The sequence below is a fragment of the Bacteroides sp. 1_1_30 genome (genome assembly GCF_020982715.1).
GTDB classification, from domain to species: Bacteria; Bacteroidota; Bacteroidia; order Bacteroidales; family Bacteroidaceae; genus Bacteroides; species Bacteroides xylanisolvens.
This window is the reverse complement of record NZ_JAJKHN010000008.1, coordinates 1-24,106: the sequence shown is the minus strand read 5'-3', so window position 1 is coordinate 24,106 and position 24,106 is coordinate 1. Positions and strand designations below refer to the sequence as shown.

The window sequence follows — 24,106 nt, the reverse complement described above, 5'->3', positions numbered from 1 at the left end:
GAAAATTAAAAATTAAAGAGGGGAATGCTGGACGATATTTACTTCATGAAACAAGCTTTGATAGAGGCAGGTAAGGCTGCCGAGCGGGGAGAAGTTCCCGTTGGAGCTGTCGTGGTTTGTAAAGAGCGGATTATTGCGCGTGCCCATAATCTCACAGAAACATTGAATGATGTAACGGCTCATGCCGAGATGCAGGCTATTACGGCTGCTGCCAACGTGCTTGGTGGTAAGTATTTGAACGAATGTACCCTGTATGTCACCGTTGAGCCTTGCGTGATGTGCGCAGGGGCTATTGCTTGGGCGCAAACAGGCAAGCTTGTGTTTGGTGCCGAAGATGAAAAACGCGGCTATCAGAAATATGCCGGTTCGGCTCTACATCCTAAAACAGTGGTTGTAAAAGGGATAATGGCTGACGAATGCGCTGCACTAATGAAAGAGTTCTTTGCAGCGAAACGGAAATGAAAGCAGTGTAATGGCTATTTGATTTCCTCAAAATCTACATATTCGCCATCATCCTGAGTGAATATTTTTTTATGTCTTTTCTCCGGAACATTCTCGGAATATATTTCTTCTTCATCATCATTTGAACGGCGATTCGTTTGGTTATAGCTTTGTTGGCTTGTACGTCCTGATTCCGTTTGTTTCGGGCGGGATGAAGATGAACTACGTCCTAATCCGAAAATCGTTCTTAATATGAAGCCGACAATAGAAAGGCCAAATACGAAAATGGCAATGATAAAAATGAGTATGAATAAAAGTATATGCATCGGACTATGATTTTTATGTTGTTACTTTGATAAAACTCATAGTACAACAAACGTGCCAAGAGATTGTTTATTTACTTTTTCTTGTAAAAAGTGAAAGTAAAATATACCATACAATAATGGCGGCAAAACTGCTAATTCCAAGAAGTAGAAGAAGAGGAATGCAGATAATCAGGAATATAAAACTTATTTTGTTGTCATTCCATGACAGGTTTTTAAATTTCAAAGAAAACATCGGTATTTCTGATACCAGTAATCCGGAAAACAGACAGACAAGTATAAGAAGGTAGACAGGATGGCAGTTGTCTGATATCAGGAAGTCATGTGCCCCTGCCACTAATGAGCCCCAAAACAGAGCATTGGCTGGTACTGGGAGTCCGACAAAAGAGCTGGTCTGCCGTGTGTCATTGTTGAATTTAGCCAGGCGCAAGGCAGAAAAAACAGAAATCAAGAATGCCAAATAGGGTAGATAAGGAGCGATGAACTCCATATTTGCCGGATAGTACATTTCTTTGAACAAGGAGAATACGATCAGTGAGGGAGCAACTCCGAAGCTGACATCATCTGCCAATGAATCCAGATCTTTTCCGATAATGGAATGTGCATTGAGTGCACGAGCCAACAATCCATCAAAGAAATCAAAAATAGAACTTAAAGCGATGAAAAGTAGAGCCAGTTCATATTTTGCTTCAAAAGCCATGACGCAAGCAATACAACCGGAGAAAAGGTTCAGGCAGGTTACGGTATTCGGAATACTATTTTTAATAACGTTTGTCATTGTGACAGAATTATTTGAGTTTGGCGATAACCGTTTGGTTACCGGTCGTTAATTGTCCCATTTTGACACAAATCTCCGTGCCAATGGGTAAATACACATCCACGCGGGAACCGAATTTGATAAATCCCATGTGTTCGTCAATATAACATTCTTCTCCTACTTCAGCGTAGGTGACAATACGGCGTGCCACTGCTCCGGCGATTTGCCGGGTGAGTATTTCCACTCCTTCCGGAGTTTCGATCACTACCGTAGAACGTTCGTTTTCTGTGCTGGCTTTCGGCAGCCATGCTTTCATAAAATTGCCATTATGATGCGCTACCTTTTTAATAGTACCATCTACCGGATACCAGTTGGCGTGTACATTCACGATGCTCATGAAAATAGATACCATTAAGCGGCGGTCATGGAAATATTCGTTTTCATCCACTTCTTCGATGACGACGATTTTTCCATCGGCGGGTGCTACGACAATCTTTTCAGTGTCCTGTCCGAAGAGACGGATCGGACATCGAAAGAAATTCACCATCAGCAGATAGACTGCTATACTCGCTACTGCTACCACATAAAAAGGTATTTTGCAATCGATTCCCCAATAAAGAGCTGCATTAATCAATAGCAATAGCAAAAAGCTTGCCCATAATATATGTGTTCCTTCGCGGTGAATACGTATTTTCTTCAATTTCTTTAGTCGGCCCATGAATGCTGTTTAATGATATTGTCTGCAAAAATATACTTAATTTAAAAAATCAGCAAGTAAATGAGCATAGAAATGCGAATGTTGATAACTTTTTGAGGATTATTTTTGTTTATAACCCAAGAGGTAGTAATTTTATGCCTTCAAATTAACTACTTATCATTATGCAGGATTTCGTTCATTTACATGTCCATACTCAATATTCTCTGTTGGATGGTCAGGCTAGTGTAGCTCGTCTGGTCGATAAAGCCATGCAAAATGGGATGAAGGGTATTGCCGTGACCGATCATGGAAATATGTTCGGTATTAAGGAATTTACGAACTACGTTAATAAAAAGAACAGCGGTCCGAAAGGTGAAGTCAAAGACCTGAAGAAGCGAATTGCAGGAATTGAGGCCGGTACGATAGAATGTGCGGATAAAGAAGCGGAGATTGCTGCCTGCAAAGCTAAGATAGTGGAAGCGGAAAACAAGCTTTTCAAACCTGTCATCGGTTGTGAAATGTATGTTGCGCGCCGCACTATGGACTTAAAAGAGGGTAAGCCCGACCAAAGTGGTTATCACTTGATTGTATTGGCTAAGAATGAAAAAGGTTATCATAATCTTATTAAATTAGTATCGCACGCATGGACACGCGGATATTATATGCGCCCGCGTACTGACCGTAGCGAACTGGAAAAATATCACGAAGGACTTATTGTTTGTTCGGCCTGTCTCGGTGGTGAAGTGCCGAAGCGGATTACTGCCGGGCAATTTGCAGAAGCCGAAGAAGCAATTCAATGGTATAAGAACCTGTTCGGGGATGATTATTATTTGGAGATGCAGCGTCATAAAGCGACTGTTCCCCGTGCCAATCACGAATGTTATCCGTTGCAGGTAAATGTGAACAAATATCTGATTGAATATGCTAAGAAGTTCAATGTCAAACTGATTTGTACGAATGATGTTCACTTTGTAGATGAAGAGAATGCGGAAGCGCACGACCGTTTGATCTGTTTGAGTACCGGTAAGGATTTGGATGATCCTAGCCGTATGCTTTATACCAAACAGGAATGGATGAAAACACGCGAAGAGATGAACGAACTCTTTGCCGACGTTCCCGAAGCGTTGAGCAATACGCTGGAGATTCTTGACAAGGTAGAATATTACTCCATCGACCATGCACCTATCATGCCTACTTTTGCTATTCCCGAAGATTTTGGAACGGAAGAAGGCTATCGGGCGAAGTTTACGGAAAAAGACCTGTTTGATGAGTTTACTCAAGATGAGCACGGTAATGTGGTATTGAGTGAAGAGGATGCGAAAGCAAAAATCAAACGCTTGGGTGGCTATGATAAACTCTATCGTATTAAACTTGAAGGAGATTACTTGGCGAAACTAGCTTTTGACGGAGCTAAGAGAATTTATGGTGAACCTCTGTCGGAAGAAGTCAAAGAGCGAATGAACTTCGAACTGTATATCATGAAAACGATGGGTTTCCCAGGATACTTCTTGATTGTACAGGACTTTATTAATGCGGCACGTAAGGAATTGGGTGTGTCGGTCGGTCCGGGACGTGGTTCGGCTGCCGGTTCGGCGGTGGCCTATTGTCTGGGAATTACGAAAATCGACCCTATCCAGTACGATTTGCTGTTTGAGCGTTTCTTGAATCCGGACCGTATCTCCTTGCCCGATATCGATGTGGACTTTGATGATGACGGGCGTGGAGAGGTACTTCGTTGGGTAACGAATAAATATGGTCAGGAAAAAGTAGCTCATATCATCACTTATGGTACAATGGCTACCAAGTTAGCTATCAAGGATGTTGCCCGTGTGCAAAAGCTGCCTCTATCGGAGTCTGACCGATTGGCTAAATTAGTGCCGGATAAGATTCCTGATAAGAAACTGAACTTGCGGAATGCGATTGAATATGTTCCCGAACTACAAGCTGCGGAAGCATCATCCGATCCGTTGGTACGGGATACGATCAAGTACGCTAAGATGCTCGAAGGTAACGTACGTGGTACAGGTGTACATGCTTGTGGTACGATTATCTGTCGTGACGATATCACCGACTGGGTACCTGTCAGCACTGCTGATGATAAGGAAACGGGCGAAAAAATGCTTGTTACCCAGTATGAAGGTTCGGTGATTGAAGATACCGGATTGATTAAGATGGACTTCCTTGGTCTGAAAACTTTGTCTATTATCAAAGAGGCCGTTGAAAATATCCGTTTAAGTCGTAATGTTGAAGTAGACGTCGATGCGATAGACATCTGCGATCCGGCTACTTATAAATTATATAGTGACGGACGGACGATTGGTACATTCCAGTTTGAATCTGCCGGCATGCAGAAATACCTGCGCGAATTGCAGCCTTCTACATTCGAAGATTTGATTGCCATGAATGCCCTTTATCGTCCGGGGCCGATGGATTATATACCTGATTTTATCGACCGTAAACATGGGCGTAAGCCGATTGAGTATGATATTCCGGTAATGGAGAAATACTTGAAGGATACGTATGGTATTACGGTTTATCAGGAACAGGTGATGCTTCTGTCGCGCTTATTGGCGGACTTTACCCGCGGTGAGTCTGATGCACTTCGTAAAGCGATGGGTAAGAAGCTGCGTGACAAGCTGGACCACATGAAACCTAAATTTATTGAAGGTGGACGAAAGAACGGACACGACCCGAAAGTTCTTGAAAAAATCTGGACCGACTGGGAAAAGTTTGCGTCATACGCTTTCAATAAATCACATGCTACTTGTTATTCGTGGGTAGCTTACCAAACCGCTTATCTAAAAGCTAATTATCCTCCTGAATATATGGCTGCTGTGATGAGCCGAAGCTTGTCGAACATTACCGATATTACGAAACTGATGGACGAATGTAAGGCAATGGGTATTCAGACGCTGGGGCCGGATGTAAACGAAAGTAACCTGAAGTTTACAGTAAACCATGATGGTAATATCCGTTTCGGACTAGGGGCTGTCAAAGGTGTAGGTGAAGCTGCTGTCCATAGTATTATGGAGGAACGTAGTAAGAATGGTCCTTTCCTCGGTATATTCGACTTTGTACAACGTGTCAACCTGAATGCCTGCAACAAGAAGAATATGGAGTGTCTGGCATTAGCCGGAGGGTTTGATAGTTTCCCGGAACTGAAGCGGGAGCAATACTTTGCTGTAAATTCTAAGGGTGAAGTATTTCTGGAAACATTGATGCGCTATGGTAACCGCTATCAGGCAGATAAGGCAGCTGCTTTCAACTCTTTGTTCGGTGGTGAAAACGTTATTGATGTTGCAACTCCTGAAATACCTCAAGGTGTAGAACGTTGGAGTGATCTCGATCGTCTGAATCGTGAGCGTGATTTGGTAGGTATCTATCTTTCTGCTCATCCGTTGGATGAATTTTCTATCGTATTGGAACATGTCTGCAATACACGGATGGCGGATTTGGAAGATAAAGCTGCACTTGTTGGTCGTGAAATAACGATGGGAGGGATTGTGACTAGTGTTCGTCGTGGAGTCAGCAAGAATGGAAATCCGTATGGTATTGCTAAGATTGAAGATTATTCCGGTTCTACCGAAATCCCATTCTGGGGAAATGACTGGGTGACTTATCAGGGATATCTCAACGAAGGAACGTTCCTATATATTAAAGCCCGTTGTCAAGCGAAACAATGGCGACAGGATGAATTGGAGGTGAAAATCACTTCTATGGAACTTCTTCCCGACGTGAAAGAAGAACTGGTACAGAAGATCACGATTATCATTCCTCTGTCAGTCTTGAACTCGGCTTTGGTTACTGAGCTTGCCACTCTGACCAAAGAACATCCGGGAAATACGGAACTGTATTTTAAAGTGACGGATGATGCCGATGTAAGCCACATGTCAATTGATTTGATTTCCCGTCCGATTAAGCTTTCGGTGGGTCGGGATTTAATAACATATTTAAAGGAACGTCCCGAACTGGGATTTCATATAAATTGATTATATTTGTGGCGAGAATAAGCTAACGAAATAACATTTAATAATTAATACTTAAAAAAATGGCTTTAGAAATTACAGACAGCAACTATAAAGAGGTTCTCGCAGAAGGAAAACCGGTTGTTGTAGATTTTTGGGCTCCTTGGTGTGGCCCTTGCAAGATGGTGGCTCCTATCATTGAAGAATTGGCTGCGGAGTTTGAAGGACAAGTAATCATCGGTAAGTGCGATGTAGACGAAAATGGTGATATGGCTGCTGAATATGGTATCCGTAATATTCCTACTGTATTGTTTTTCAAGAACGGTGAAATAGTAGACAAACAGGTAGGTGCAGTTGGCAAACCGGTATTCGCAGAAAAGGTGAAGAAGCTTTTATAGTCGATAATACTTAATACTTATCACTTAATACTTAAAAAAATGGGACTGGAAGACGATTTTTTATTAGCAGATGCCGATGACGAAAAGACCATCGAGTTTATCAAAAACTATCTGCCTCAAGAACTGAAAGAGAAGTTCTCGGACGATGAATTGTATTATTTTCTCGATTTAATCGACGAGTATTACTCTGAAAGTGGCATTCTCGACGCTCAACCCGATGAAGACGGCTATGTCAACATCGATTTGGAAGAGGTTGTGGCTTACATTGTAAAAGAAGCCAAAAAGGATGAAATAGGGGAATACGATCCTGAAGAAGTCCTCTTTGTGGTTCAGGGAGAAATGGAATACGGAAACTCTCTGGGACAGGTGGACTAAACGACGTCCGGTCTCATTGCAGATAAAATTAAGATAAGGGGTGTGCTCTGTGAGTATACCCCTTTTTTTTTGCGGGCTTTTTCTCAAACAGTTTTATGCTATGAGAAAAAGTTCTCACTATAATGAGAAAAAATACTCATTGCTATGAGAATTAATTCTCACTACAGTGAGAATAATCCCTTGCCTGAATAGTCTGAAACAGCGTATTCTGGTTATGTTTCTTCCAATGCATAATACTGATAATCGCGAAGTATCGTCTGAAGAAATTTTTCCTGATTACCCTCACGAGGAGTAACGGAAAGTAATTCCTGTACTTTTTTGGCAAGTGCCGTGATACGTCTTGCCCGGTCTTTTTCGCTGGATTCCAAAGTCCGGGTAATTACATTCACTTGTTCGAGAGATAAATCAGCCGACTGGGGATATACCGGATGATAATTTTGGGTCAGATAGTCGAATTCATCCAGGCTGACATGTATCTTACGATAGTTTTTCTCTTTAATTACCATAGTGCCGGCAGCTAGATCCCCTAATCGTTGGTTGTTCTTATTCAATAAAACGACCAGAAGTCCAAGGCCACTTGTGATGGGACCATCAATTGGGAAAAGAAGCCATCGTAACAGATAAGAGCCGATGCTTGGAGTAGAACCGTCTACTTTTACGACACGGATATTGATGAGTTTTTTGCCAAAGCTCTGTCCGTGATTGAACATCTCGCAAAGAAAAGAATAACCGAGAATCGGTAAATAAACGACGCACAGAAAAAAGAACAAACTGAATCCTGACGGTAAACTTAATTTAGACAAGAGCGTAATAGTGGACAAGATGTAAAGCCCGATCAGAAAATAATCGATGATTAAAGCCATCAGTCGTTCGCCGATACTGGCGGGCGTTTGGCTGATACGAACGAATTGTCCGGTTATTATCGTAGATTCTGCCATTTCAGGTTAAACATTTTTAGGATTCCGTTGCAAATATATCATAATTCTCTTATTTTTGCTTCCGGTTTCGGACAAAACTTATCCGAAATCTATTGAAAAGCATGAAAGAAGTAACGTTTATTCGTCGGAACATTGAAAAATGGAAGGAGACAGAGAAAGTTGTGGAGCGGGCGGCAAGTCTGTCCCCCGACCAACTAGCCGATACGTATACGGACTTGACAGCTGACCTGGCATTTGCCCAAACACATTTCCCAACTTCCCGTATTACTATTTATCTGAATAATCTGGCTTCAGCGTTGCACAACGAAATCTACCGCAATAAACGCGAGAAGTGGACACGGATTATTACCTTTTGGACACAGGAAGTGCCACGAACCATGCACGATGCACGTCGCGAATTATTGACCTCCTTTTTGATTTTTGTTGCCAGCGCATTAATCGGCGTATTATCAGCAGCGAATGACCCGGATTTTGTCCGGCTGATATTGGGAAACGGTTATGTGGATATGACACTCGACAATATTGCCAATGGGGAGCCGATGGCCGTATATAATGGTTCTTCTGAAGTACCGATGTTCTTGGGCATTACACTTAATAACGTGATGGTTTCTTTCAACTGCTTTGCAATGGGATTGCTGACTAGTTTTGGAACAGGGTATATGCTTCTCTCCAATGGTATCATGGTAGGAGCTTTTCAAACATTCTTTTATCAACACGATTTGTTGTGGGAATCCAGTCTTGCCATCTGGTTGCACGGAACGCTTGAAATCTGGGCGATTATCGTGGCCGGTGCCGCCGGATTGGCTTTGGGCAACGGCTGGTTGTTCCCCGGCACCTATTCTCGCCTGGAATCTTTCAGAAGAGGAGCGAAGCGAGGCTTGAAAATAGTGATCGGCACTGTCCCGGTGTTCATTATGGCAGGCTTTATAGAAGGTTTTCTTACTCGCCACACAGAGCTTCCCGATGTGTTGAGGCTTGGCGTGATATTCACTTCTCTGGCATTTATTATATTCTACTATATTTATTTACCAAATAGAAAAAAACATGGAATCACAGAAACCTAAGATTGCGATGTACGTGAAACGTCCTTTCGGTGAGAAGTTGAACGCTTCTTTTGATTTTATAAAAGAGAATTGGAAACAATTGTTTAAGTATTCAACTTATCTGATACTCCCTATATGCTTAATTCAAGCTGCAAACTTTAGCGGTTTAATGGGAAGTATGACAGATCTTACTGCCATGCAGGCGTCCGGAGGAATAAGTGATAATCCTTTAGCTGCTCTGGGACCTTCATTTGCACTGAATTATGCAGGAGTTATCTTTTTTTCATGTTTGGGAGCTTTGCTGATGACTTCTTTGGTTTATGCGATGGTTCGATTGTATAATGAACGGGAAGAACGTCTGAACGGGATTGTATTCGGTGATATTAAATCGTTGTTGCTCCGCAATATTAAAAGACTGTTTTTGATGGGGATTGCCTGCAGCTTCTTATTCATCTTTGCTGTGGTTATTGTTGTCTTGTTGGCTGTGTTAACACCTTTCACACTCATTCTGACCATCCCGCTTTTATTCGCATTTATGGTTCCTTTGGCATTAATGGCTCCCATCTACTTATTTGAAGATATTTCGTTAGGTGAGGCATTTGCAAAAACATTCCGGTTGGGATTTGCAACCTGGGGCGGCGTCTTTCTGGTTTTAATGGTGATGGGACTTATTGCCAGTGTATTACAAGGAATCGTTTCTATACCCTGGTATGTGATCTATATTGTAAAAATGGTCTTCACGATGAGTGACGGAGGTGCAACCTCTTCATCAGTCGGACTGAACTTTGCGCAGTATTTGTTCTCTATCCTGATGCTGTATGGTTCTTACTTGTCGGCTATATTCAGTATCGTCGGTCTGGTTTATCAGTATGGTCATGCATCGGAAGTGGTGGACAGCATAACGGTAGAAAGTGATATTGATAATTTTGATAAACTCTAAAGCAAACCTCTACTAGATGAATCTCACTTCCCCGGCTGATACACTAGTTTGTGATACGGCGCAGATTGCCCTCTGGCAGTCTGATCCGGCATACAACTATAACCGTGAACTGATTACTCCGGAGATGAATGTCTTTGAGTGGATCAGTCGGCAGTTTGGGGAGTTGTTGCGTAAAATATTCGGCAGTCATTTTGCTGAAGAGTATTCAGGGCTTATTCTGGTATGTATTGCCATTCTTCTTTTGTTGCTGATTGTTTGGTTCGTCTATCGGAAACGCCCGGAATTGTTTATGGTCTCGCATAAAAATGTGTTGCCTTATACAGTTGAAGAAGACACCATTTACGGAGTAGATTTTCCGGGAGGGATTGCGGAAGCGCTTTCCCGTCAGAATTACCGGGAAGCAGTACGTTTGCTCTATCTGCAAACTTTGAAACAACTTAGTGACGCTGAACGTATTGACTGGCAACTTTATAAAACGCCTACCCAGTATATTAATGAAGTCCGGCTACCGGCTTTCAGGCAACTGACCAATCATTTCCTGCGGGTACGTTATGGCAACTTTGAGGCAACGGAAGAACTCTTCCGGGTAATGCAGACCCTACAGGGAGAAATAGGGAAAGGAGGCGTCTCATGAAAGGAAGTCGCTGGTTCATTGTCTTTATTGTCGCTTTTCTATTCATCATGTTTGCAATAGAATATCATTTGCCGAAGAATTTTGTGTGGAAGCCCACTTTCGGACATCATGACGAGCAACCTTTCGGATGTGCAGTATTCGATAGTGTATTGTCTTCTTCTTTGCCACAGGGCTACACTTTTTCGAGGAAAAGTCTCTATCAATTGGAGCAGGAAGATACGACGCAACGCAAAGGTATATTGGTTATCTCTGATAATTTGCGATTGTCGGACGTCGATGTAAACGCTCTGTTGAAAATGGCGGAACGCGGAGATAAGATCATGTTGGTGAGTACCTTGTTCGGCAGATATTTGGAAGATACCTTGCAGTTCAGGTCTTACTATTCTTACTTTAGTCCGATGGCTTTGAAGAAATATGCAACTTCATTTATGAAAAAAGATAGCTTGCATTGGATAGGAGATTCGACGGTTTATCCCCGTCAGACTTTCTATTTTTATCCCCAGTTGTGTTCCTCTTATTTTTGGGGAGATTCACTTCCGGAAAGGGTGTTGGCACAAAGAGTTTTTGAGTCGAATGAGTTCCGGTATGAAACAGAGGTGGACTCGTTGACAACGGATAGTCTTGTTTATATGCCTGTAGCGATGTCCCGTCGGTGGGGGAAAGGAGAAGTTATTTTAGTTTCCACTCCTTTGATTTTTACCAATTACGGAATGTTGGACGGCAAAAATGCAACCTATATCTTCCGTTTGTTGTCGCAGATGGGGAAGCTTCCCATCGTTCGCACGGAGGGGTACATGAAAGAAACTGCACAGGTGCAGCAATCACCTTTCCGTTATCTGTTGGCACATCAGCCGCTTCGTTGGGCTTTGTATCTGACGATGATTACCATCATACTCTTTATGATATTCACAGCGAAGAGGCGGCAACGGGTGATCCCTGTTATTCACGAGCCGGCGAATAAATCTCTTGAATTTACCGAACTGATAGGCACGCTTTACTTTCAGAAGAAAGACCATGCGGATTTAGTTCGCAAGAAGTTTTCCTATTTGGCCGAAGAACTGCGGAGAGAGATTCAGGTGGATATTGAGGAAGTGGCCGACGATGAACGCTCTTTCCACCGGATTGCCCGGAAAACCGGAATGGATGCCGGAGAGATTGCTAAATTTATCCGCGAAGTCAGACCCGTGATTTACGGAGGACGTGTTATTGATGCGGAGCAGATGAAGGTATATATCGATAAAATGAATGAAATAATCAATCATATCTAAAGAAGAAATTTATGGAAGAGAATACAGAACAGCGAGTAGATTTAACTCTCTTTTCCGAGAAGATACAAGAGTTGAAAGACCGGATTGCTTCCGTCATAGTAGGGCAGGAGCAGACAGTCGATTTGGTACTGACAGCGATTTTGGCGAATGGACACGTATTGATAGAAGGTGTTCCGGGAGTTGCGAAGACACTGTTGGCCCGTCTGACAGCTCGTCTGATTGATGCAGACTTCAGTCGTGTCCAGTTCACTCCGGACTTAATGCCGAGTGACGTATTAGGTACGACTGTGTTTAATATGAAAACCAATGGTTTTGATTTTCATCAGGGACCGATTTTTGCGGATATTGTATTGGTCGATGAAATCAACCGTGCTCCTGCCAAGACACAGGCTGCCTTGTTTGAGGTAATGGAAGAGCGCCAGATCAGTATTGATGGAACGACTCACCGGATGGGAGACCTTTATACGATTTTGGCTACCCAGAATCCGGTAGAGCAGGAGGGAACATACAAACTTCCCGAAGCACAGCTCGACCGTTTTCTGATGAAGATAACGATGGATTATCCTTCATTGGAAGAGGAAGTGAATATCCTGGAACGTCATCATACCAATGCCGCATTGGTGAAGTTGGACGACATCACTCCCGCTATTACCAAAGAAGAACTGCTGTCGCTTCGTGCTTTTATGAATCAGGTATTTGTAGACCGCACGTTGCTCCAATATATCGCATTGATTGTACAGCAGACCCGTACCAGCAAAGCTGTATATTTGGGAGCTTCTCCACGTGCATCTGTAGCCATGCTGCAATCGTCGAAAGCGTATGCTCTTTTGCAGGGACGTGATTTTGTGACACCGGAAGATATCAAGTTTGTAGCTCCTTATGTACTTCAGCACCGTCTGATCCTGACTGCGGAAGCTGAAATGGAAGGCTATTCTCCAGTGAAAGTGACGCAACGCTTAATTGATAAAGTGGAAGTACCAAAATGAAAAGATTTATGATTTATGAGTTCTGATTTATGATTTGGGCTGCGCGTTGGATGTCTGACTCTATTCATAACATAAATCGAAGAAATCATAAATCGTAAATTATAAACTGTACGTAAATTGTAAGTTGAAGAAATCGTAAACCCAAGAAATTATAAATCATAATTCATAAATCATAATTCATTTGTTTCTAACTCGTCGTTTCTATATTGCCCTTGTCTTGGTTATCCTGTTGTTGGGTAGCGGATATGTTTTTGCTCCGTTCTTTGTTATCGGGCAGTGGGCACTTTTTGTCTTGCTTTTGGTGGTACTGGTAGACGTATATTCTCTTTATCGTATTCGTGGAATCCGTGCTTTCCGCCAGTGTGCCGACCGTTTCTCTAATGGCGACGAAAATGAAGTAAGTATTCGGGTAGAAAGTAGTTATCCGCATCCTGTATCTCTAGAAATCATAGATGAGATCCCTTTTATCTTTCAGAAACGTGATGTCGACTTTCAGGTGAAGCTTGGAGCAAACGAGGGAAAAACAGTTACCTATCGTCTTCGACCTACTCATCGTGGTGTTTACTCTTTCGGTCATATTAGAGTTTTTGTGACCGGAAAAATCGGCTTTATATCCCGGCGCTATACTTGTGCAGAACCTTTGGATATCAAAGTGTACCCGTCATATCTGATGCTCCATCAATATGAATTGTTGGCAATAAGTGATAATCTGACTGAATTGGGAATAAAGCGTATTCGCCGGGTTGGGCATCATACGGAGTTTGAGCAGATTAAAGAGTATGTAAAGGGGGATGATTACCGTACGATTAACTGGAAAGCAAGTGCCCGCCGGCATGAACTTATGGTGAATGTGTATCAGGACGAACGCTCACAGCAGATTTATAATGTGATCGATAAAGGTAGAGTGATGCAGCAAGCTTTCTGTGGAATGACCTTGCTGGATTATGCAATTAATGCTTCGCTGGTGCTTTCGTATGTTGCTATGCAGAAAGAAGATAAAGCCGGATTAGTGACTTTCGATGAACACTTCGATACTTTCGTGCCTGCTTCCAAGCAATCGGGATATATGCAGACATTGCTGGAAAGTCTTTATAGCCAGCAGACCACTTTTGGGGAGACAGACTTCTCGGCTCTTTGCGTTCATTTAAACAAACATGTCAGTAAACGTAGCCTGCTGGTACTATATACTAACTTCTCGAGTATAGGAGGAATGAACCGTCAATTATCTTACCTGAAACAACTAAACCGCCAGCACCGTTTGCTCGTAGTCTTTTTTGAAGATGTCGATTTGAAGGAATATATCGCCCAACCGGCAAAAGATACGGAAGGGTATTATCGGCACGTGATTGCAGAAAAGTTCGCTTACGAGAAGCGGCTGATTGTATCTACTTTGAAACAACATGGAATCTATTCTTTATTAACTACACCGGAGAATCTTTCAATTGATGTGATTAATAAGTATCTGGAGATGAAGTCACGACAGTTGCTTTAGACATAAGAACAAAAGAACATATTTTTGTAGTTTTTTGTACTTATGTTCTTTTGTCTGAAAAAATGTGTCAAAGAGTGATGGCTTTCCGTGTTTCCACAAAGAAGAATATAGCCATTCCAATGATGATAATTCCCAGTATCCCATAGAAGAGTCTTGCCCGGTTGCGTCCTACATTCCGGACAATGGTTTGTGCGTTGCGCGTTGTAAAGAACCAGTCCCAGTTCAGCAATGACGCCAGCAGGGAGACGATTCCTGCCAGCGCAAAGATTCCTTGTACGATATATTGTCCGGTCATAGTCTGATTACTCTATTTCCGTCTTCCAGTTCTTCAATCGTTACTTTTACGGCATTTCCCGGAAGTAATTCTTCTACCAGTTCCGGCCATTCAATAAAGCAGAGAGCGCCACTGTAGAAATAGTCTTCGTAGCCCATGTCGTACACTTCACTTAGTTTTTTGATGCGGTAAAAATCGAAGTGATAGATTAATTCTCCGGTTTCGTCCGAACGGTATTCGTTGACAATGGCAAAAGTAGGAGAAGTGATAACATCCGTTACGCCCAATTCTTCGCAGAGCGCTTTGACAAATGTCGTTTTGCCGGCACCCATCTTTCCGTATAAAGCAAATACAGTGTTGTCGCCCATAGCAGCGATAAATTCACGGGCTGCTTCATGGATACTTTCCAGTGATTGAATTTTGATTTCCATATACTATCTATTATTATGACTTTTTCCTGCAACAACTCTTTCCGATTTTACAAACAGCGTAAATCAGGATAGAGAAGAATATGATGGAAGCTCCCGAAGGGACTTTCCAGTGATAAGAAATAAATAATCCACCCAGGCAGCCCAAGAAACCGATGCCGATTGATAACCAGATAATCTTCTTGAAACTATAAGTGAACAAGTTGGCTGTCATCTGTGGAATGGTGAGAAGAGAAATGGCCAGTACGATGCCTACCATACGCAGGCAGGCTACAATTGTCAGCGCAATGAACATCATCAACACATATTCAAATATCTCTACCGGAATCTTTTGCGAACGTGCAAACTCACGGTCAAAAGCAATATATACGATAGGGCGGATAAACAGATAAAAGAATCCGGTCAGTATTAGTGCCAATATGCCGAGCATCCATAAATCGATTTGGTTGATGGTCAGGATATTGCCAAAGAGGTAAGCCGACAGGTCAGGCGCAAATCCCGGCGACAGGAAGCTGAACATAATTCCGAGTGCCATCCCTAACGTCCAGAATACTGCAATGGCAGAATCTTCGCGCATATCTTTCCGTCTGCTAAGCCACTCGACACCAAAAGCTGATAATACCGAGAATACGGCTGCCGATAGTATCGGGGAAATTCCGGCAAACAATCCTAACCCGATCCCTCCGAAAGAAGCATGAGTGATTCCTCCGCTGATAAATACCAGGCGGCGGGTTACGATATATGTACCGATAATCCCACAGGCAATGCTTGCCAGCAGACTTCCCAATAGGGCGTGTTGAAAGAATGTATATTGTAGTAAATCCATCACCTCTCATCTGCTTTTTTTACTTCTACGTTTCTTCTTTCTCCGATAATCAGAAAAACTTCGTCTTTGAGATCATCTGGTAATTCAATGCCACGGAGCTGAAGGCTACGTATCCATCCGGCCACTTCTACATCCAGTGTCGTATACAATACATCCCGAAACATTTCTGTTTCTTCTTCTGTATACGCATCTCCTGCCCTGCCAATGAACTGATCCAGTTCTTCGTCATCGTAATATTCTATTTTTTTGCTGACAGCTGCCAGCAGGCTATCCCGTTCGCATACTTCGTGTTGTCCGCAGCATTCCACATCTACTTCCTTCACTTCCGGCATACGGTCCAGTTCGCCCTTTTCTATTTTCTTTTGCAGTCTTTTGTTGCGGATAATTCCGGCTATCAGCGCAATGACACCCAGCAACACCAGACTTATAATAAGTATCCACATGACAATATAACAGTTACCAATCAATTTTGTGCAAAGTTACTTATAAATTTGCATTCTATCATGTATGCTATCTATTTCTTTCGTACTTTTGTATGTTACCTACAAAATAAACATTGGCGGGTGAATTAAATTTCACCAATCAATGAAAATGACTTAAGATATTTGAAGTACAATGAAGAGAGATTATTTACTATTAGCGTTACTGTTGGTTGGAAACATTACTTTTGCCCAATCTCCTATTGAGAGGGCCTTGAATACAATTAACCGTTCCTCTGCCGAAGCTACTATCAACTTTTTGGCTAGTGATGAATTGCAAGGGCGTGAGGCTGGGTTTCATGGTTCGCGTGTGACTTCAGAATATATTGTTTCTTTGTTGCAATGGATGGGAGTATCGCCTTTGGCTGACAGCTATTTCCAGCCTTTTGATGCTTACCGTAAAGAACGTCAGAAAAAAGGACGTCTGGAAGTACATCCTGATTCCATAGCAAAACTGAAACAGGAAGTTCATCAGAAGCTTTCCATGAGGAATGTATTGGGAATGATTCCCGGTAAAAACACCAAAGAATATGTGATTGTGGGGGCTCATTTCGACCATTTAGGTATTGATCCTGCACTCGATGGCGACCAAATATACAATGGTGCTGACGATAATGCTTCCGGTGTATCGGCAGTGCTGCAAATTGCAAGAGCCTTTTTAGCCAGTGGACAGCAACCCGAAAGAAATGTAATCGTTGCTTTTTGGGATGGAGAAGAAAAAGGACTGCTTGGCTCTAAATATTTTGTACAAACTTGTCCTTTCCTATCTCAAATCAAAGGTTATCTGAACTTTGACATGATTGGCCGTAACAACAAACCTCAACAACCCAAACAAGTCGTTTATTTCTACACAGCCGCCCATCCGGTCTTTGGGGATTGGTTGAAAGAGGATATCAGAAAATACGGTTTGCAATTGGAACCGGATTACCGTGCCTGGGAAAATCCGATAGGAGGAAGTGATAACGGTTCGTTTGCCAAAGTAGGTATTCCGATCATCTGGTATCATACGGACGGGCATCCTGATTATCACCAGCCTTCCGATCATGCCGACCGATTGAATTGGGATAAGGTCGTAGAAATCACCAAAGCCTCTTTTCTCAATATGTGGAAGATGGCAAATGAGAAGTCTTTTTAATGAAGCAGATAAAATACAATCCTGATAATTAGCGGGAAAAGTCAGGATTGTATTTCTTATTTTTTGAGTATTCTTTTTAAATAGTCGATAGGTGGCAAATTCACAGTCTCAAAACTTCCTTTATAAAATACAGCAAAATTATTAAAAACACACGGTAACTCTTTTGCTTTCTGTAGCGTATCTACTTGAATAAAAGAAACAGGGACATCATTTGTTTCACAATATTGTTTGATCATTTCAATGTATTTATAGATGTAGGGGCATTGCATATCATAATAAATCGTCAGTTCCTCACTTTCTATTTTCAGATTCTTGGCATTTGGCGCGAACTTCGGTACTGTTCCGTCGAAAGAAAGAGCAAGCAATTCATATCCGTTATCAGTAGTGTCAACCACCTCAAAACCAAATTTCTTTGCAAATGATTGGTCGGAAAGCCAGCTCTTCTGTTTTTTTGCCCCAAGCATACAAATGCCGGATCTACCTTTTTCTTTGGCATCGGCTATACAGTACTCTATTAATGCTTTCCCATATCCGTTTCCTCGGGGGCTACCTAGCACCCATAAACAATACAGATAATAATAGTTGTCGCCGATGACGGGAACCCAAGCTGTTTCAAGAGGGGCATATTCAATAAAAACCGTAGCTTTGGCGTTTAACTTTCTAAAGACATGGCCTTCATTCAGCCGGTCGGAAAGCCATTGCCGTTTTGCTTCAATACCAGGATGAGACTTTTTGCTGCGGATGATGCAGCATAAATGCTCATTAGAAAGATTTTCTGTTGTTAAGTTTGTAAAGTCAGTATTCATATACACCTTTGTTTCAAGTTAGATATTATCAATCGGATAGTGTAGTAATTGTAATACTTGATTAGCCCGGTTGACAGATAAGCAAATACAAATGTAGTGAATTTTGCGGATAATCTCTGTTGGGTGACTATGGAAATCACAAAGACTTTTTATACATCTGCAGAGGATGTTGAACGAGAACTCATGCGAATGTAAAACTTCATTGCCTAACTTAGGATTAGATTGACCGCAGTTCTACCTAATCTGGAGCGAGACAATGAAGTTTATAAAAATAAAAAGATAACAGATATATAATATTAAGGTCGATATATTTGTAAACTCAAAGAGTTGTTCTTTTATCTTTTTATTATTCTACAGGTTGTGCGCCAGTGTCGCCTTCAATCTTCCATCCCGGGTTCTGATAAACGACTGAACTTGTAAAATCATTCTTATCCGAGGCTGTCTGACGAAATACAGCCATACCTATCGGATTCAGATAATGAGCAGGTGTAAAGAGGAATCCCTTTTGCCCGGCAATCAGATTATTCTTCGTGATTTTTTCGTATGGAAGAATATATTTACTTAAATCAGGTGAGGACATATTACCTTCTGCCGGATCTACTTTACATAAATCTGCCAGTTGCGTTTCATAGTTGCTTCCCCAGTATAGCATACCTTCTACACGGTAAGGTTTGGATATCAACTGGTCGCATGCACGCCAGCGTTTCAAGTCTTCCCAGCGCAAAGCTTCTGCACAAAGTTCGTTACGGCGTTCACGGCGGATATTATATAACGTCGCGTCTATCAATTGGCCATGAGAATAAGCACCGAAATCGCCTTTAGCCTCTTCGCTCATCTGTGTTGCAGCGATTGTCTTATTATAGTCTTCGTCCACTTTGGCGCGTCGGCGTAAAGCTTTCCAATATCCGTCGGCTGTTCCGTCGATTCTACCATTTTTTTCATACGAAGCTTCCATGTAAATCAACATGGCTTCTGCTGCACGGAAAACAATACCACCTGATGTTCCCGCACTATGGTCATTTGCCATGTGACTGGAGTAGTGTTTGCCTTTTTTGATGATGAATCCGGTTGTTGCCAAACTTCCTTTATCGCCATAAATGAAACGGATTGAGCAATAACTGGGAGTTCCGTCATCACCGTAATAATTCACATCACCTTTATTTTCGGTGTTGGCATCACCCGGCTTTTTGGTAAAGATAACAATGCGTGAATCACGATTCTGTAAAGTGGAATTTACTCCTTCTTTCTCCCAATCGGGATTATAATCGGAACCGGCTGCATAGATGGGAAGCCCATTGCGCATCAGGAAAGAATTGACCATGCCGCGAGTCCATCCGGAACCACCGCCATTGCGTTCCAACTCCATTTGCAAGTTGTTGGTTACCAATCCTTCCTTGAATTGTTTCCACATCAATATTTCATCATATTCTTCCATGTTTTCATCGCAGAACATGGTGTAGTATGGATTGATGGAAACCAGACCGGCATTCATACCTTCGGGGGTATCGGTATTGTCAGCCAGTTTTCCGACGATATAGTCGCCCACTACTTTTGATGACTTCATTGCTTCATCAAGAAAATAAGCCACTTCTGTATCACTGTTAAAACCGCTTACATCTGCGGGATTACCAGGCCATCCTTTTCCACCGGGTACAAAAGCTGTTCCTTTGTGATACTTTTCCCAAGTCGCTTCGAAGAGGGCAACGCGTGCACGTAGCAAGTGAGCTACGTTTTTGCTGATGCGATTCTTGCCACCGGGACTTTTATCAAGCAACAATTCTGTTGCTTTTTGCAAATCGTCCAGAATGAAGCGTGCTACCTTATTACGCGGCTGGCGCTTGCTGGATTCCACCAAAGTCTCTTCTACGTCGGGCAATGCGGTAGTGATAATAGGCAGATCTCCTAAAGAAACCAATAATTTATAATAATTGTATGCCCGGATCACGTACATTTCTCCGATATAATGCTTCACATTATCCTGATTGCCGGTAATAGTGCCTGCTTCGAATTTCGGTAAAGTATTATCAAAGAAATAGTTGCAGGTTCGTATTTTGCTCCAGTCCCATTCGCCTTCACCAGACGGCACCTTCTTTTGTCCGGGTATCCAGAAGGCCGGTGAGTCACCACTGGCTTGATTATCAGTATCATTGTCTTTGCCGAAGAAATTAATGCCATACGCGTCAGTCACTGTTTCAAATGAGTAAGCATTGATTGTGTATGCAGCCAGGTCACTTTCGGATGCAAAATATTTTTCGGGAATTACTTTATCCAGTGGTTCCCTGTCGAGAAAATCATTGCAACCGGTCAGTCCGCCCAATAGCAATGTTCCTATTGTCAAAAGTTTAATATGTTTTTTCATAATCGTTTATCATTTAAAATGTTGCACTTAAACCGAATGATACAGTCTTGGATAGCGGATAGGTACATCCGTCCCAGTTACCGATGCCAACAGTTTCGGGGTCAAACGTATCGGCCAGACTGGTAATAGTAAATAAATTCTCTGCTGAAACAAAGAATCGCAGATTGTTGACGCAGAATTTTTCTGTCAAAGATTTAGGTAATGTATAACCTAAAGTAACATTTTTCAGACGGCAGTAAGCCGCATTTTGCAAATATCGGGTCTGTGGATTACGGTTTCTATCATTCTCGAGAGGACGCGGATAATAACCACCCAGGTTAGCTCCTAGCGGATTAGTCGTATCTTCTCCGCGGAAATAGTCCAGATGAGGTTTGAAAAAGTTGGTTTGCCAGTAGCCTACTGCTCCCCAGAACATTGTAGAACCACTCCCCGGCATATAATCACGTTTCATCGTTCCTTGGAAAAATAATTTAAGGTCGAACCCTTTCCAGGCGGCATCCAGATTCAAACCAAAGTTGTAGCGTGGTGTACTGTTGCCTATTTTCTTCAAATCACCATGATCAGCCAGTGTTTTGTTACCTCTGCTGATCTGGCCGTCACCGTTCAAATCCGCATACATGATGTCACCTGCTCCCCAGCCGGAACCGAGTACATCCTGTGCGCCATTGGGCATACCGGCCAAATGATCTTTCATCTCTTGATCGGTCTTTGCGATGCCGATTGTTTGGAATCCCCATATATCACCTACGTGAGCACCTGCATAATACGTATTATTATTGTCTTTATCTAAAATTGTGTTTGACGGATTGGGGTATTTATCAATAACCACTTGATTGTCTGACAAAGATAAGGTAACTCCATACTTAAAGTCGCGTATCTGGTCGCGCCAGTTCACCTGTATTTCCCAACCTTTGGAAGTCATATCGAGGTTGTTTACTTTGGGAACGGCAATGCCTAAGAGATTGGGTAGTTCGGGGGCGGGGCCTACCATGTTTTTAGATTTACGCTGGAAATAGTCGAATGTTACATTCAAACGATTGTTGAGCATAGATAAGTCGAAACCTAAATCCAGTGTTTGCGTCTTTTCCCATGTCAGTAAGGAAGATACCAGCGCGGATTCTTTGGAAATATTTGGTTTTACGCCATTTACCAGCCAACTGCCTAGTGCGTAATTGCCCCATTGGTCTTTGTTAATATCAATAGTTCGATAGAATGGATACCAGTTATCTGTGTTTTGGTTGCCCAATTCACCCCATGAACCACGTATCTTGAATGTGCTGATTAAATCGGTCAGGTCTTCAAAAAATGCTTCACGGGCCATGTTCCATCCTAAGGAGAATGATGGGAACAGATTCCAGCGGTTATCTCGAAGGAAACGTGAAGTGCCGTCATATCTCATATTTACTTCAGCCAGATAACGTCCTTTGTAGTCGTAATTAACACGTCCGAAGAAGCCGGCTGTAGCCCATTCGGAGTACCCTCCTCTGTTTTGTGCATTTGTCTGCGTGGTGTTCAAGGTAGCCACTTCCGACATGATACCGTCTTGGGAAGCGGTAATATCACGTTGTTTGAATAGTTCGCTCTGAAAACCTAGCATCACTTTAAAGTTGTGCCCGCTTTCTAATGATTTGCCGTATTCGGTAAAGATGTTCGGATTGAAGAAATTACTCTTATAAGCATATTCTGTAACGCTGGAAGTTTGATTGGCAATAATGTAGGGATTTTTACTCACATCATAACCATAAACGGTTTGATAATCGGTATGGTTGAAATTATAGTTGGAACGGTAGTTCAATTCTACGTTAATTTTCCAGTCTTTGATGGGTTCCACGATGAAAGCAAGCTGGTGTGCCATCACGTCTTTTTGTGATTTATATCGGCCTCCTTCTGTTAATTGGTAAATCTTGGATTCGACAGTATAGAATCCGTTTGGGTCTACTACCGGAATGACAGGCCAGTAGCGGCATACATCGAAATAGAATACATTACTTTTGATATCGCCTCCGGCAAATGAAGGAGCTTCATAATCCGTCCGGTTAAAACGCATACTATAGCTTATTTTCAACCATTTGGTTAAGTCCGCATTGATTTTTGCAGTAAAGGAGTAGCGTTGTTTGTTATCATCTCCAAACTTCAAGAGACCTCCTTGGTCCAGATAATTCGCAGAAAGATAATATTGTATTTTATCCGTTCCACCATTTACGCTCAATGAATGCTCGTGGGTAAAGCTATTACCAAATAACGTTTTTAACCAGTCGGTATTGCCGGTAGGCATCACGTCTTGCCGTTGGGGATCATCGAATGAATTCCATCTTCCCGCATCGGTCGACCACATATATTGTGTGCTTTTTCCTGCCTGAAAATCCAGAATTTGTTGAAGTTTGGTGGCGCTATACATGGGAGTCTGTCCACCATTAGTTAACTGGTCATTGACTGCCAGAGCAAAATTGTATGAATCTGCCATTTCAGGCATATTCAAGGGAGATACAAAACGGAAGTTGTTATTATAGTTAACTACCGTTTTTCCCGACTTACCTTTCTTCGTTGTAATCAGGATGACTCCACCTGGTGCCCGCGAGCCATAAATGGAGGAAGCGGCTGCATCTTTCAGTACAGAAATATTCTCAATGTCCTGTGGATTGATGGCGTTCATGTCTCCCTCCATACCGTCAATGAGCACCAATGGTTCTACCTTTGAACCAGCTCCAATTGTTCCAACACCACGAATATTGAATTTTTTGTCTGAACCTAAGGAACCACCACCATCACCAGTAGAGATATTCATACCCGGAACCATACCTTGCAAAGCTTCTATGGTAGAGTTAACGGGACGTGCCGAAATTTCTTTTGCTCCTACCGTAGATACAGATCCTGTTACATTCACTTTCTTTTGTGTACCAAAAGCAACCACAACAACTTCATCCAATGTTTGTGTATTGTCTTTAAGGATGATATTCAATGATTGTCCTGTGAATTTGATTTCTTGAGTCTGATAACCAACAAAAGAGACTACAATAATATCTCCGGTTTTTACATTGTTTAAAGAGAAGTCACCGTTGATTCCGGTGATTGTACCGTTCGTCGTACCTTTGGCTACGACGGATGCACCGATGATGGTTTCACCTGCTGCATCTTTTACTACACCCTTACAAGTAGTACCCTGTTGTACAACGGAAACTTTTAGAGTGCTTTCACCAGTTTCCGGATAAGCTGCTTCTACTGACATTGTCAGTAGGAACAACAACATACTAACTGACTTTAGTTGTTTTAACATAGCATTGAATTTAAAGTTTTTCCTAGAATCCTGAATTACTTTTAATAAGTTCTTTCAGAACTTATTCCGTGCGTAAAACGTTGGATTCAAAGCCTTAAATTCAAAAAAAGAGTCTTCTTTTAAGCGATCTTTTCTACTTGTTTTATACCCATTTTATATCTATTTCGTACCTGTTTGTGTTAGATGAAATAACAAGGATGATGAAATAAACAAGTAGTTTCATTTCTGTCTCTTATACACATCTCCGAGCCCACGAGACCATGGCTAA

22 protein-coding genes are annotated in these 24,106 nt (G+C 42.2%); 11 read left to right on the top strand and 11 right to left on the bottom strand.

Annotated elements, in window-relative coordinates; translation table 11 throughout:
- Nucleotides 1-24: 24 nt before the first annotated feature.
- Entirely contained in the window at nucleotides 25-462 is a 438-nt protein-coding gene (locus LPH68_RS03315; protein ID WP_008640836.1) for a nucleoside deaminase, read from the top strand.
- Nucleotides 463-476: 14 nt separating this feature from the next.
- Here LPH68_RS03315 and LPH68_RS03310 read toward each other — a convergent pair whose 3' ends face one another.
- The 3 genes from LPH68_RS03310 to LPH68_RS03300 all read right to left on the bottom strand — a co-directional run bounded on the left by LPH68_RS03310 (nucleotide 477) and on the right by LPH68_RS03300 (nucleotide 2,239).
- Complete coding sequence (locus LPH68_RS03310; RefSeq protein ID WP_004316302.1) at nucleotides 477-767, bottom strand: DUF4834 family protein; 291 nt, start codon at nucleotides 765-767, stop codon at nucleotides 477-479.
- Nucleotides 768-834: 67 nt separating this feature from the next.
- Nucleotides 835-1,542, bottom strand: coding sequence for a CDP-diacylglycerol--serine O-phosphatidyltransferase (gene pssA, locus LPH68_RS03305; RefSeq protein WP_008025067.1), 708 nt, complete (start codon nucleotides 1,540-1,542; stop codon nucleotides 835-837).
- Nucleotides 1,543-1,552: 10 nt separating this feature from the next.
- Nucleotides 1,553-2,239 (bottom strand): phosphatidylserine decarboxylase family protein, encoded by a 687-nt coding sequence (locus tag LPH68_RS03300; protein WP_004316298.1) that lies wholly within the window; start codon nucleotides 2,237-2,239, stop codon nucleotides 1,553-1,555.
- Between the two features lie 161 nt (nucleotides 2,240-2,400).
- Between LPH68_RS03300 and dnaE the strand changes: the two genes are divergently transcribed.
- From dnaE to LPH68_RS03285, 3 genes are read left to right on the top strand one after another with little or no spacing between them, the layout of a single operon-like run.
- On the top strand, nucleotides 2,401-6,207 hold the full coding sequence (gene dnaE / locus LPH68_RS03295) for a DNA polymerase III subunit alpha (protein ID WP_008025066.1): 3,807 nt from the start codon (nucleotides 2,401-2,403) through the stop codon (nucleotides 6,205-6,207).
- 59 nt (nucleotides 6,208-6,266) lie between these two features.
- Nucleotides 6,267-6,581 carry a thioredoxin gene (gene trxA / locus LPH68_RS03290; RefSeq protein WP_004306576.1) on the top strand — a complete coding sequence of 105 codons (315 nt, stop codon included), beginning with the start codon at nucleotides 6,267-6,269 and terminating at the stop codon, nucleotides 6,579-6,581.
- A 39-nt stretch (nucleotides 6,582-6,620) separates the two neighbouring features.
- Nucleotides 6,621-6,956 (top strand): hypothetical protein, encoded by a 336-nt coding sequence (locus LPH68_RS03285; protein ID WP_004306577.1) that lies wholly within the window; start codon nucleotides 6,621-6,623, stop codon nucleotides 6,954-6,956.
- A 212-nt stretch (nucleotides 6,957-7,168) separates the two neighbouring features.
- Here the strand turns inward: LPH68_RS03285 and LPH68_RS03280 are convergent, their stop codons facing one another.
- Nucleotides 7,169-7,894 (bottom strand): RDD family protein, encoded by a 726-nt coding sequence (locus LPH68_RS03280; RefSeq protein WP_151923035.1) that lies wholly within the window; start codon nucleotides 7,892-7,894, stop codon nucleotides 7,169-7,171.
- 101 nt (nucleotides 7,895-7,995) lie between these two features.
- Here LPH68_RS03280 and LPH68_RS03275 point away from each other — a divergent pair, with 101 nt between their 5' ends.
- The 6 genes from LPH68_RS03275 to LPH68_RS03250 all read left to right on the top strand — a co-directional run bounded on the left by LPH68_RS03275 (nucleotide 7,996) and on the right by LPH68_RS03250 (nucleotide 14,257).
- Complete coding sequence (locus tag LPH68_RS03275; protein ID WP_055235680.1) at nucleotides 7,996-8,958, top strand: stage II sporulation protein M; 963 nt, start codon at nucleotides 7,996-7,998, stop codon at nucleotides 8,956-8,958.
- Complete coding sequence (locus tag LPH68_RS03270; protein WP_004306580.1) at nucleotides 8,939-9,877, top strand: hypothetical protein; 939 nt, start codon at nucleotides 8,939-8,941, stop codon at nucleotides 9,875-9,877. Before LPH68_RS03275 ends, LPH68_RS03270 begins: the two co-directional genes overlap by 20 nt.
- 16 nt (nucleotides 9,878-9,893) lie before the next feature.
- Nucleotides 9,894-10,511: a DUF4129 domain-containing protein gene (locus LPH68_RS03265; protein WP_151923033.1), complete on the top strand. Its 618-nt coding sequence runs from the start codon at nucleotides 9,894-9,896 to the stop codon at nucleotides 10,509-10,511.
- A complete protein-coding gene (locus LPH68_RS03260) occupies nucleotides 10,508-11,779 on the top strand; it encodes a DUF4350 domain-containing protein (RefSeq protein ID WP_151923032.1) in 1,272 nt (423 codons plus the stop codon). Before LPH68_RS03265 ends, LPH68_RS03260 begins: the two co-directional genes overlap by 4 nt.
- An 11-nt stretch (nucleotides 11,780-11,790) precedes the next feature.
- The gene (locus LPH68_RS03255) at nucleotides 11,791-12,765 is read left to right on the top strand and encodes a MoxR family ATPase (protein ID WP_004306583.1); all 975 of its coding nucleotides are present in this window, start codon (nucleotides 11,791-11,793) and stop codon (nucleotides 12,763-12,765) included.
- Nucleotides 12,766-12,946: 181 nt separating this feature from the next.
- Complete coding sequence (locus LPH68_RS03250) at nucleotides 12,947-14,257, top strand: DUF58 domain-containing protein (RefSeq protein WP_151923031.1); 1,311 nt, start codon at nucleotides 12,947-12,949, stop codon at nucleotides 14,255-14,257.
- A 67-nt stretch (nucleotides 14,258-14,324) separates the two neighbouring features.
- Here the strand turns inward: LPH68_RS03250 and LPH68_RS03245 are convergent, their stop codons facing one another.
- Genes LPH68_RS03245 through LPH68_RS03230 form a run of 4 tightly spaced genes read right to left on the bottom strand, consistent with a single transcriptional unit; the run spans nucleotide 14,325 to nucleotide 16,228 of the window.
- Nucleotides 14,325-14,552 (bottom strand): immunity 17 family protein, encoded by a 228-nt coding sequence (locus LPH68_RS03245; protein WP_004307942.1) that lies wholly within the window; start codon nucleotides 14,550-14,552, stop codon nucleotides 14,325-14,327.
- Nucleotides 14,549-14,962, bottom strand: coding sequence for a tRNA (adenosine(37)-N6)-threonylcarbamoyltransferase complex ATPase subunit type 1 TsaE (tsaE, locus tag LPH68_RS03240; RefSeq protein WP_004307943.1), 414 nt, complete (start codon nucleotides 14,960-14,962; stop codon nucleotides 14,549-14,551). Before tsaE ends, LPH68_RS03245 begins: the two co-directional genes overlap by 4 nt.
- Before the next feature lie 13 nt (nucleotides 14,963-14,975).
- Entirely contained in the window at nucleotides 14,976-15,785 is an 810-nt protein-coding gene (locus LPH68_RS03235) for a metal ABC transporter permease (protein WP_004307944.1), read from the bottom strand.
- Nucleotides 15,785-16,228: a hypothetical protein gene (locus LPH68_RS03230; protein ID WP_032811120.1), complete on the bottom strand. Its 444-nt coding sequence runs from the start codon at nucleotides 16,226-16,228 to the stop codon at nucleotides 15,785-15,787. The genes LPH68_RS03235 and LPH68_RS03230 overlap by 1 nt, the downstream gene beginning before the upstream one ends.
- Before the next feature lie 172 nt (nucleotides 16,229-16,400).
- On the opposite strand from LPH68_RS03230, the gene LPH68_RS03225 reads away from it, so the two are divergent.
- The gene (locus LPH68_RS03225) at nucleotides 16,401-17,399 is read left to right on the top strand and encodes a M28 family metallopeptidase (RefSeq protein WP_151923030.1); all 999 of its coding nucleotides are present in this window, start codon (nucleotides 16,401-16,403) and stop codon (nucleotides 17,397-17,399) included.
- 56 nt (nucleotides 17,400-17,455) lie between these two features.
- On the opposite strand, the gene LPH68_RS03220 is transcribed toward LPH68_RS03225, so the two are convergent.
- From LPH68_RS03220 to LPH68_RS03210, 3 genes are all read right to left on the bottom strand, one after another.
- The gene (locus tag LPH68_RS03220; protein ID WP_004316275.1) at nucleotides 17,456-18,205 is read right to left on the bottom strand and encodes an N-acetyltransferase; all 750 of its coding nucleotides are present in this window, start codon (nucleotides 18,203-18,205) and stop codon (nucleotides 17,456-17,458) included.
- Nucleotides 18,206-18,551: 346 nt separating this feature from the next.
- Complete coding sequence (locus tag LPH68_RS03215) at nucleotides 18,552-20,564, bottom strand: RagB/SusD family nutrient uptake outer membrane protein (protein WP_151923029.1); 2,013 nt, start codon at nucleotides 20,562-20,564, stop codon at nucleotides 18,552-18,554.
- Between the two features lie 13 nt (nucleotides 20,565-20,577).
- Nucleotides 20,578-23,811, bottom strand: a complete 3,234-nt coding sequence (locus LPH68_RS03210) for a TonB-dependent receptor (RefSeq protein WP_151923047.1) — start codon at nucleotides 23,809-23,811, stop codon at nucleotides 20,578-20,580.
- Nucleotides 23,812-24,106 lie beyond the last annotated feature (295 nt).

Excerpts from the sequence above, each read along its gene's own strand:
- LPH68_RS03315 (WP_008640836.1), top strand. The coding sequence starts at position 25 with ATGCTGGACGATATTTACTTCATGAAACAAGCTTTGATAGAGGCAGGT.
- LPH68_RS03310 (WP_004316302.1), bottom strand. The coding sequence starts at position 767 with ATGCATATACTTTTATTCATACTCATTTTTATCATTGCCATTTTCGTA.
- pssA (WP_008025067.1), bottom strand. The coding sequence starts at position 1,542 with ATGACAAACGTTATTAAAAATAGTATTCCGAATACCGTAACCTGCCTG.
- LPH68_RS03300 (WP_004316298.1), bottom strand. The coding sequence starts at position 2,239 with ATGGGCCGACTAAAGAAATTGAAGAAAATACGTATTCACCGCGAAGGA.
- dnaE (WP_008025066.1), top strand. The coding sequence starts at position 2,401 with ATGCAGGATTTCGTTCATTTACATGTCCATACTCAATATTCTCTGTTG.
- trxA (WP_004306576.1), top strand. The coding sequence starts at position 6,267 with ATGGCTTTAGAAATTACAGACAGCAACTATAAAGAGGTTCTCGCAGAA.
- LPH68_RS03285 (WP_004306577.1), top strand. The coding sequence starts at position 6,621 with ATGGGACTGGAAGACGATTTTTTATTAGCAGATGCCGATGACGAAAAG.
- LPH68_RS03280 (WP_151923035.1), bottom strand. The coding sequence starts at position 7,894 with ATGGCAGAATCTACGATAATAACCGGACAATTCGTTCGTATCAGCCAA.
- LPH68_RS03275 (WP_055235680.1), top strand. The coding sequence starts at position 7,996 with ATGAAAGAAGTAACGTTTATTCGTCGGAACATTGAAAAATGGAAGGAG.
- LPH68_RS03270 (WP_004306580.1), top strand. The coding sequence starts at position 8,939 with ATGGAATCACAGAAACCTAAGATTGCGATGTACGTGAAACGTCCTTTC.
- LPH68_RS03265 (WP_151923033.1), top strand. The coding sequence starts at position 9,894 with ATGAATCTCACTTCCCCGGCTGATACACTAGTTTGTGATACGGCGCAG.
- LPH68_RS03260 (WP_151923032.1), top strand. The coding sequence starts at position 10,508 with ATGAAAGGAAGTCGCTGGTTCATTGTCTTTATTGTCGCTTTTCTATTC.
- LPH68_RS03255 (WP_004306583.1), top strand. The coding sequence starts at position 11,791 with ATGGAAGAGAATACAGAACAGCGAGTAGATTTAACTCTCTTTTCCGAG.
- LPH68_RS03245 (WP_004307942.1), bottom strand. The coding sequence starts at position 14,552 with ATGACCGGACAATATATCGTACAAGGAATCTTTGCGCTGGCAGGAATC.
- tsaE (WP_004307943.1), bottom strand. The coding sequence starts at position 14,962 with ATGGAAATCAAAATTCAATCACTGGAAAGTATCCATGAAGCAGCCCGT.
- LPH68_RS03235 (WP_004307944.1), bottom strand. The coding sequence starts at position 15,785 with ATGGATTTACTACAATATACATTCTTTCAACACGCCCTATTGGGAAGT.
- LPH68_RS03230 (WP_032811120.1), bottom strand. The coding sequence starts at position 16,228 with ATGTGGATACTTATTATAAGTCTGGTGTTGCTGGGTGTCATTGCGCTG.
- LPH68_RS03225 (WP_151923030.1), top strand. The coding sequence starts at position 16,401 with ATGAAGAGAGATTATTTACTATTAGCGTTACTGTTGGTTGGAAACATT.
- LPH68_RS03220 (WP_004316275.1), bottom strand. The coding sequence starts at position 18,205 with ATGAATACTGACTTTACAAACTTAACAACAGAAAATCTTTCTAATGAG.
- LPH68_RS03215 (WP_151923029.1), bottom strand. The coding sequence starts at position 20,564 with ATGAAAAAACATATTAAACTTTTGACAATAGGAACATTGCTATTGGGC.
- LPH68_RS03210 (WP_151923047.1), bottom strand. The coding sequence starts at position 23,811 with ATGTTGTTGTTCCTACTGACAATGTCAGTAGAAGCAGCTTATCCGGAA.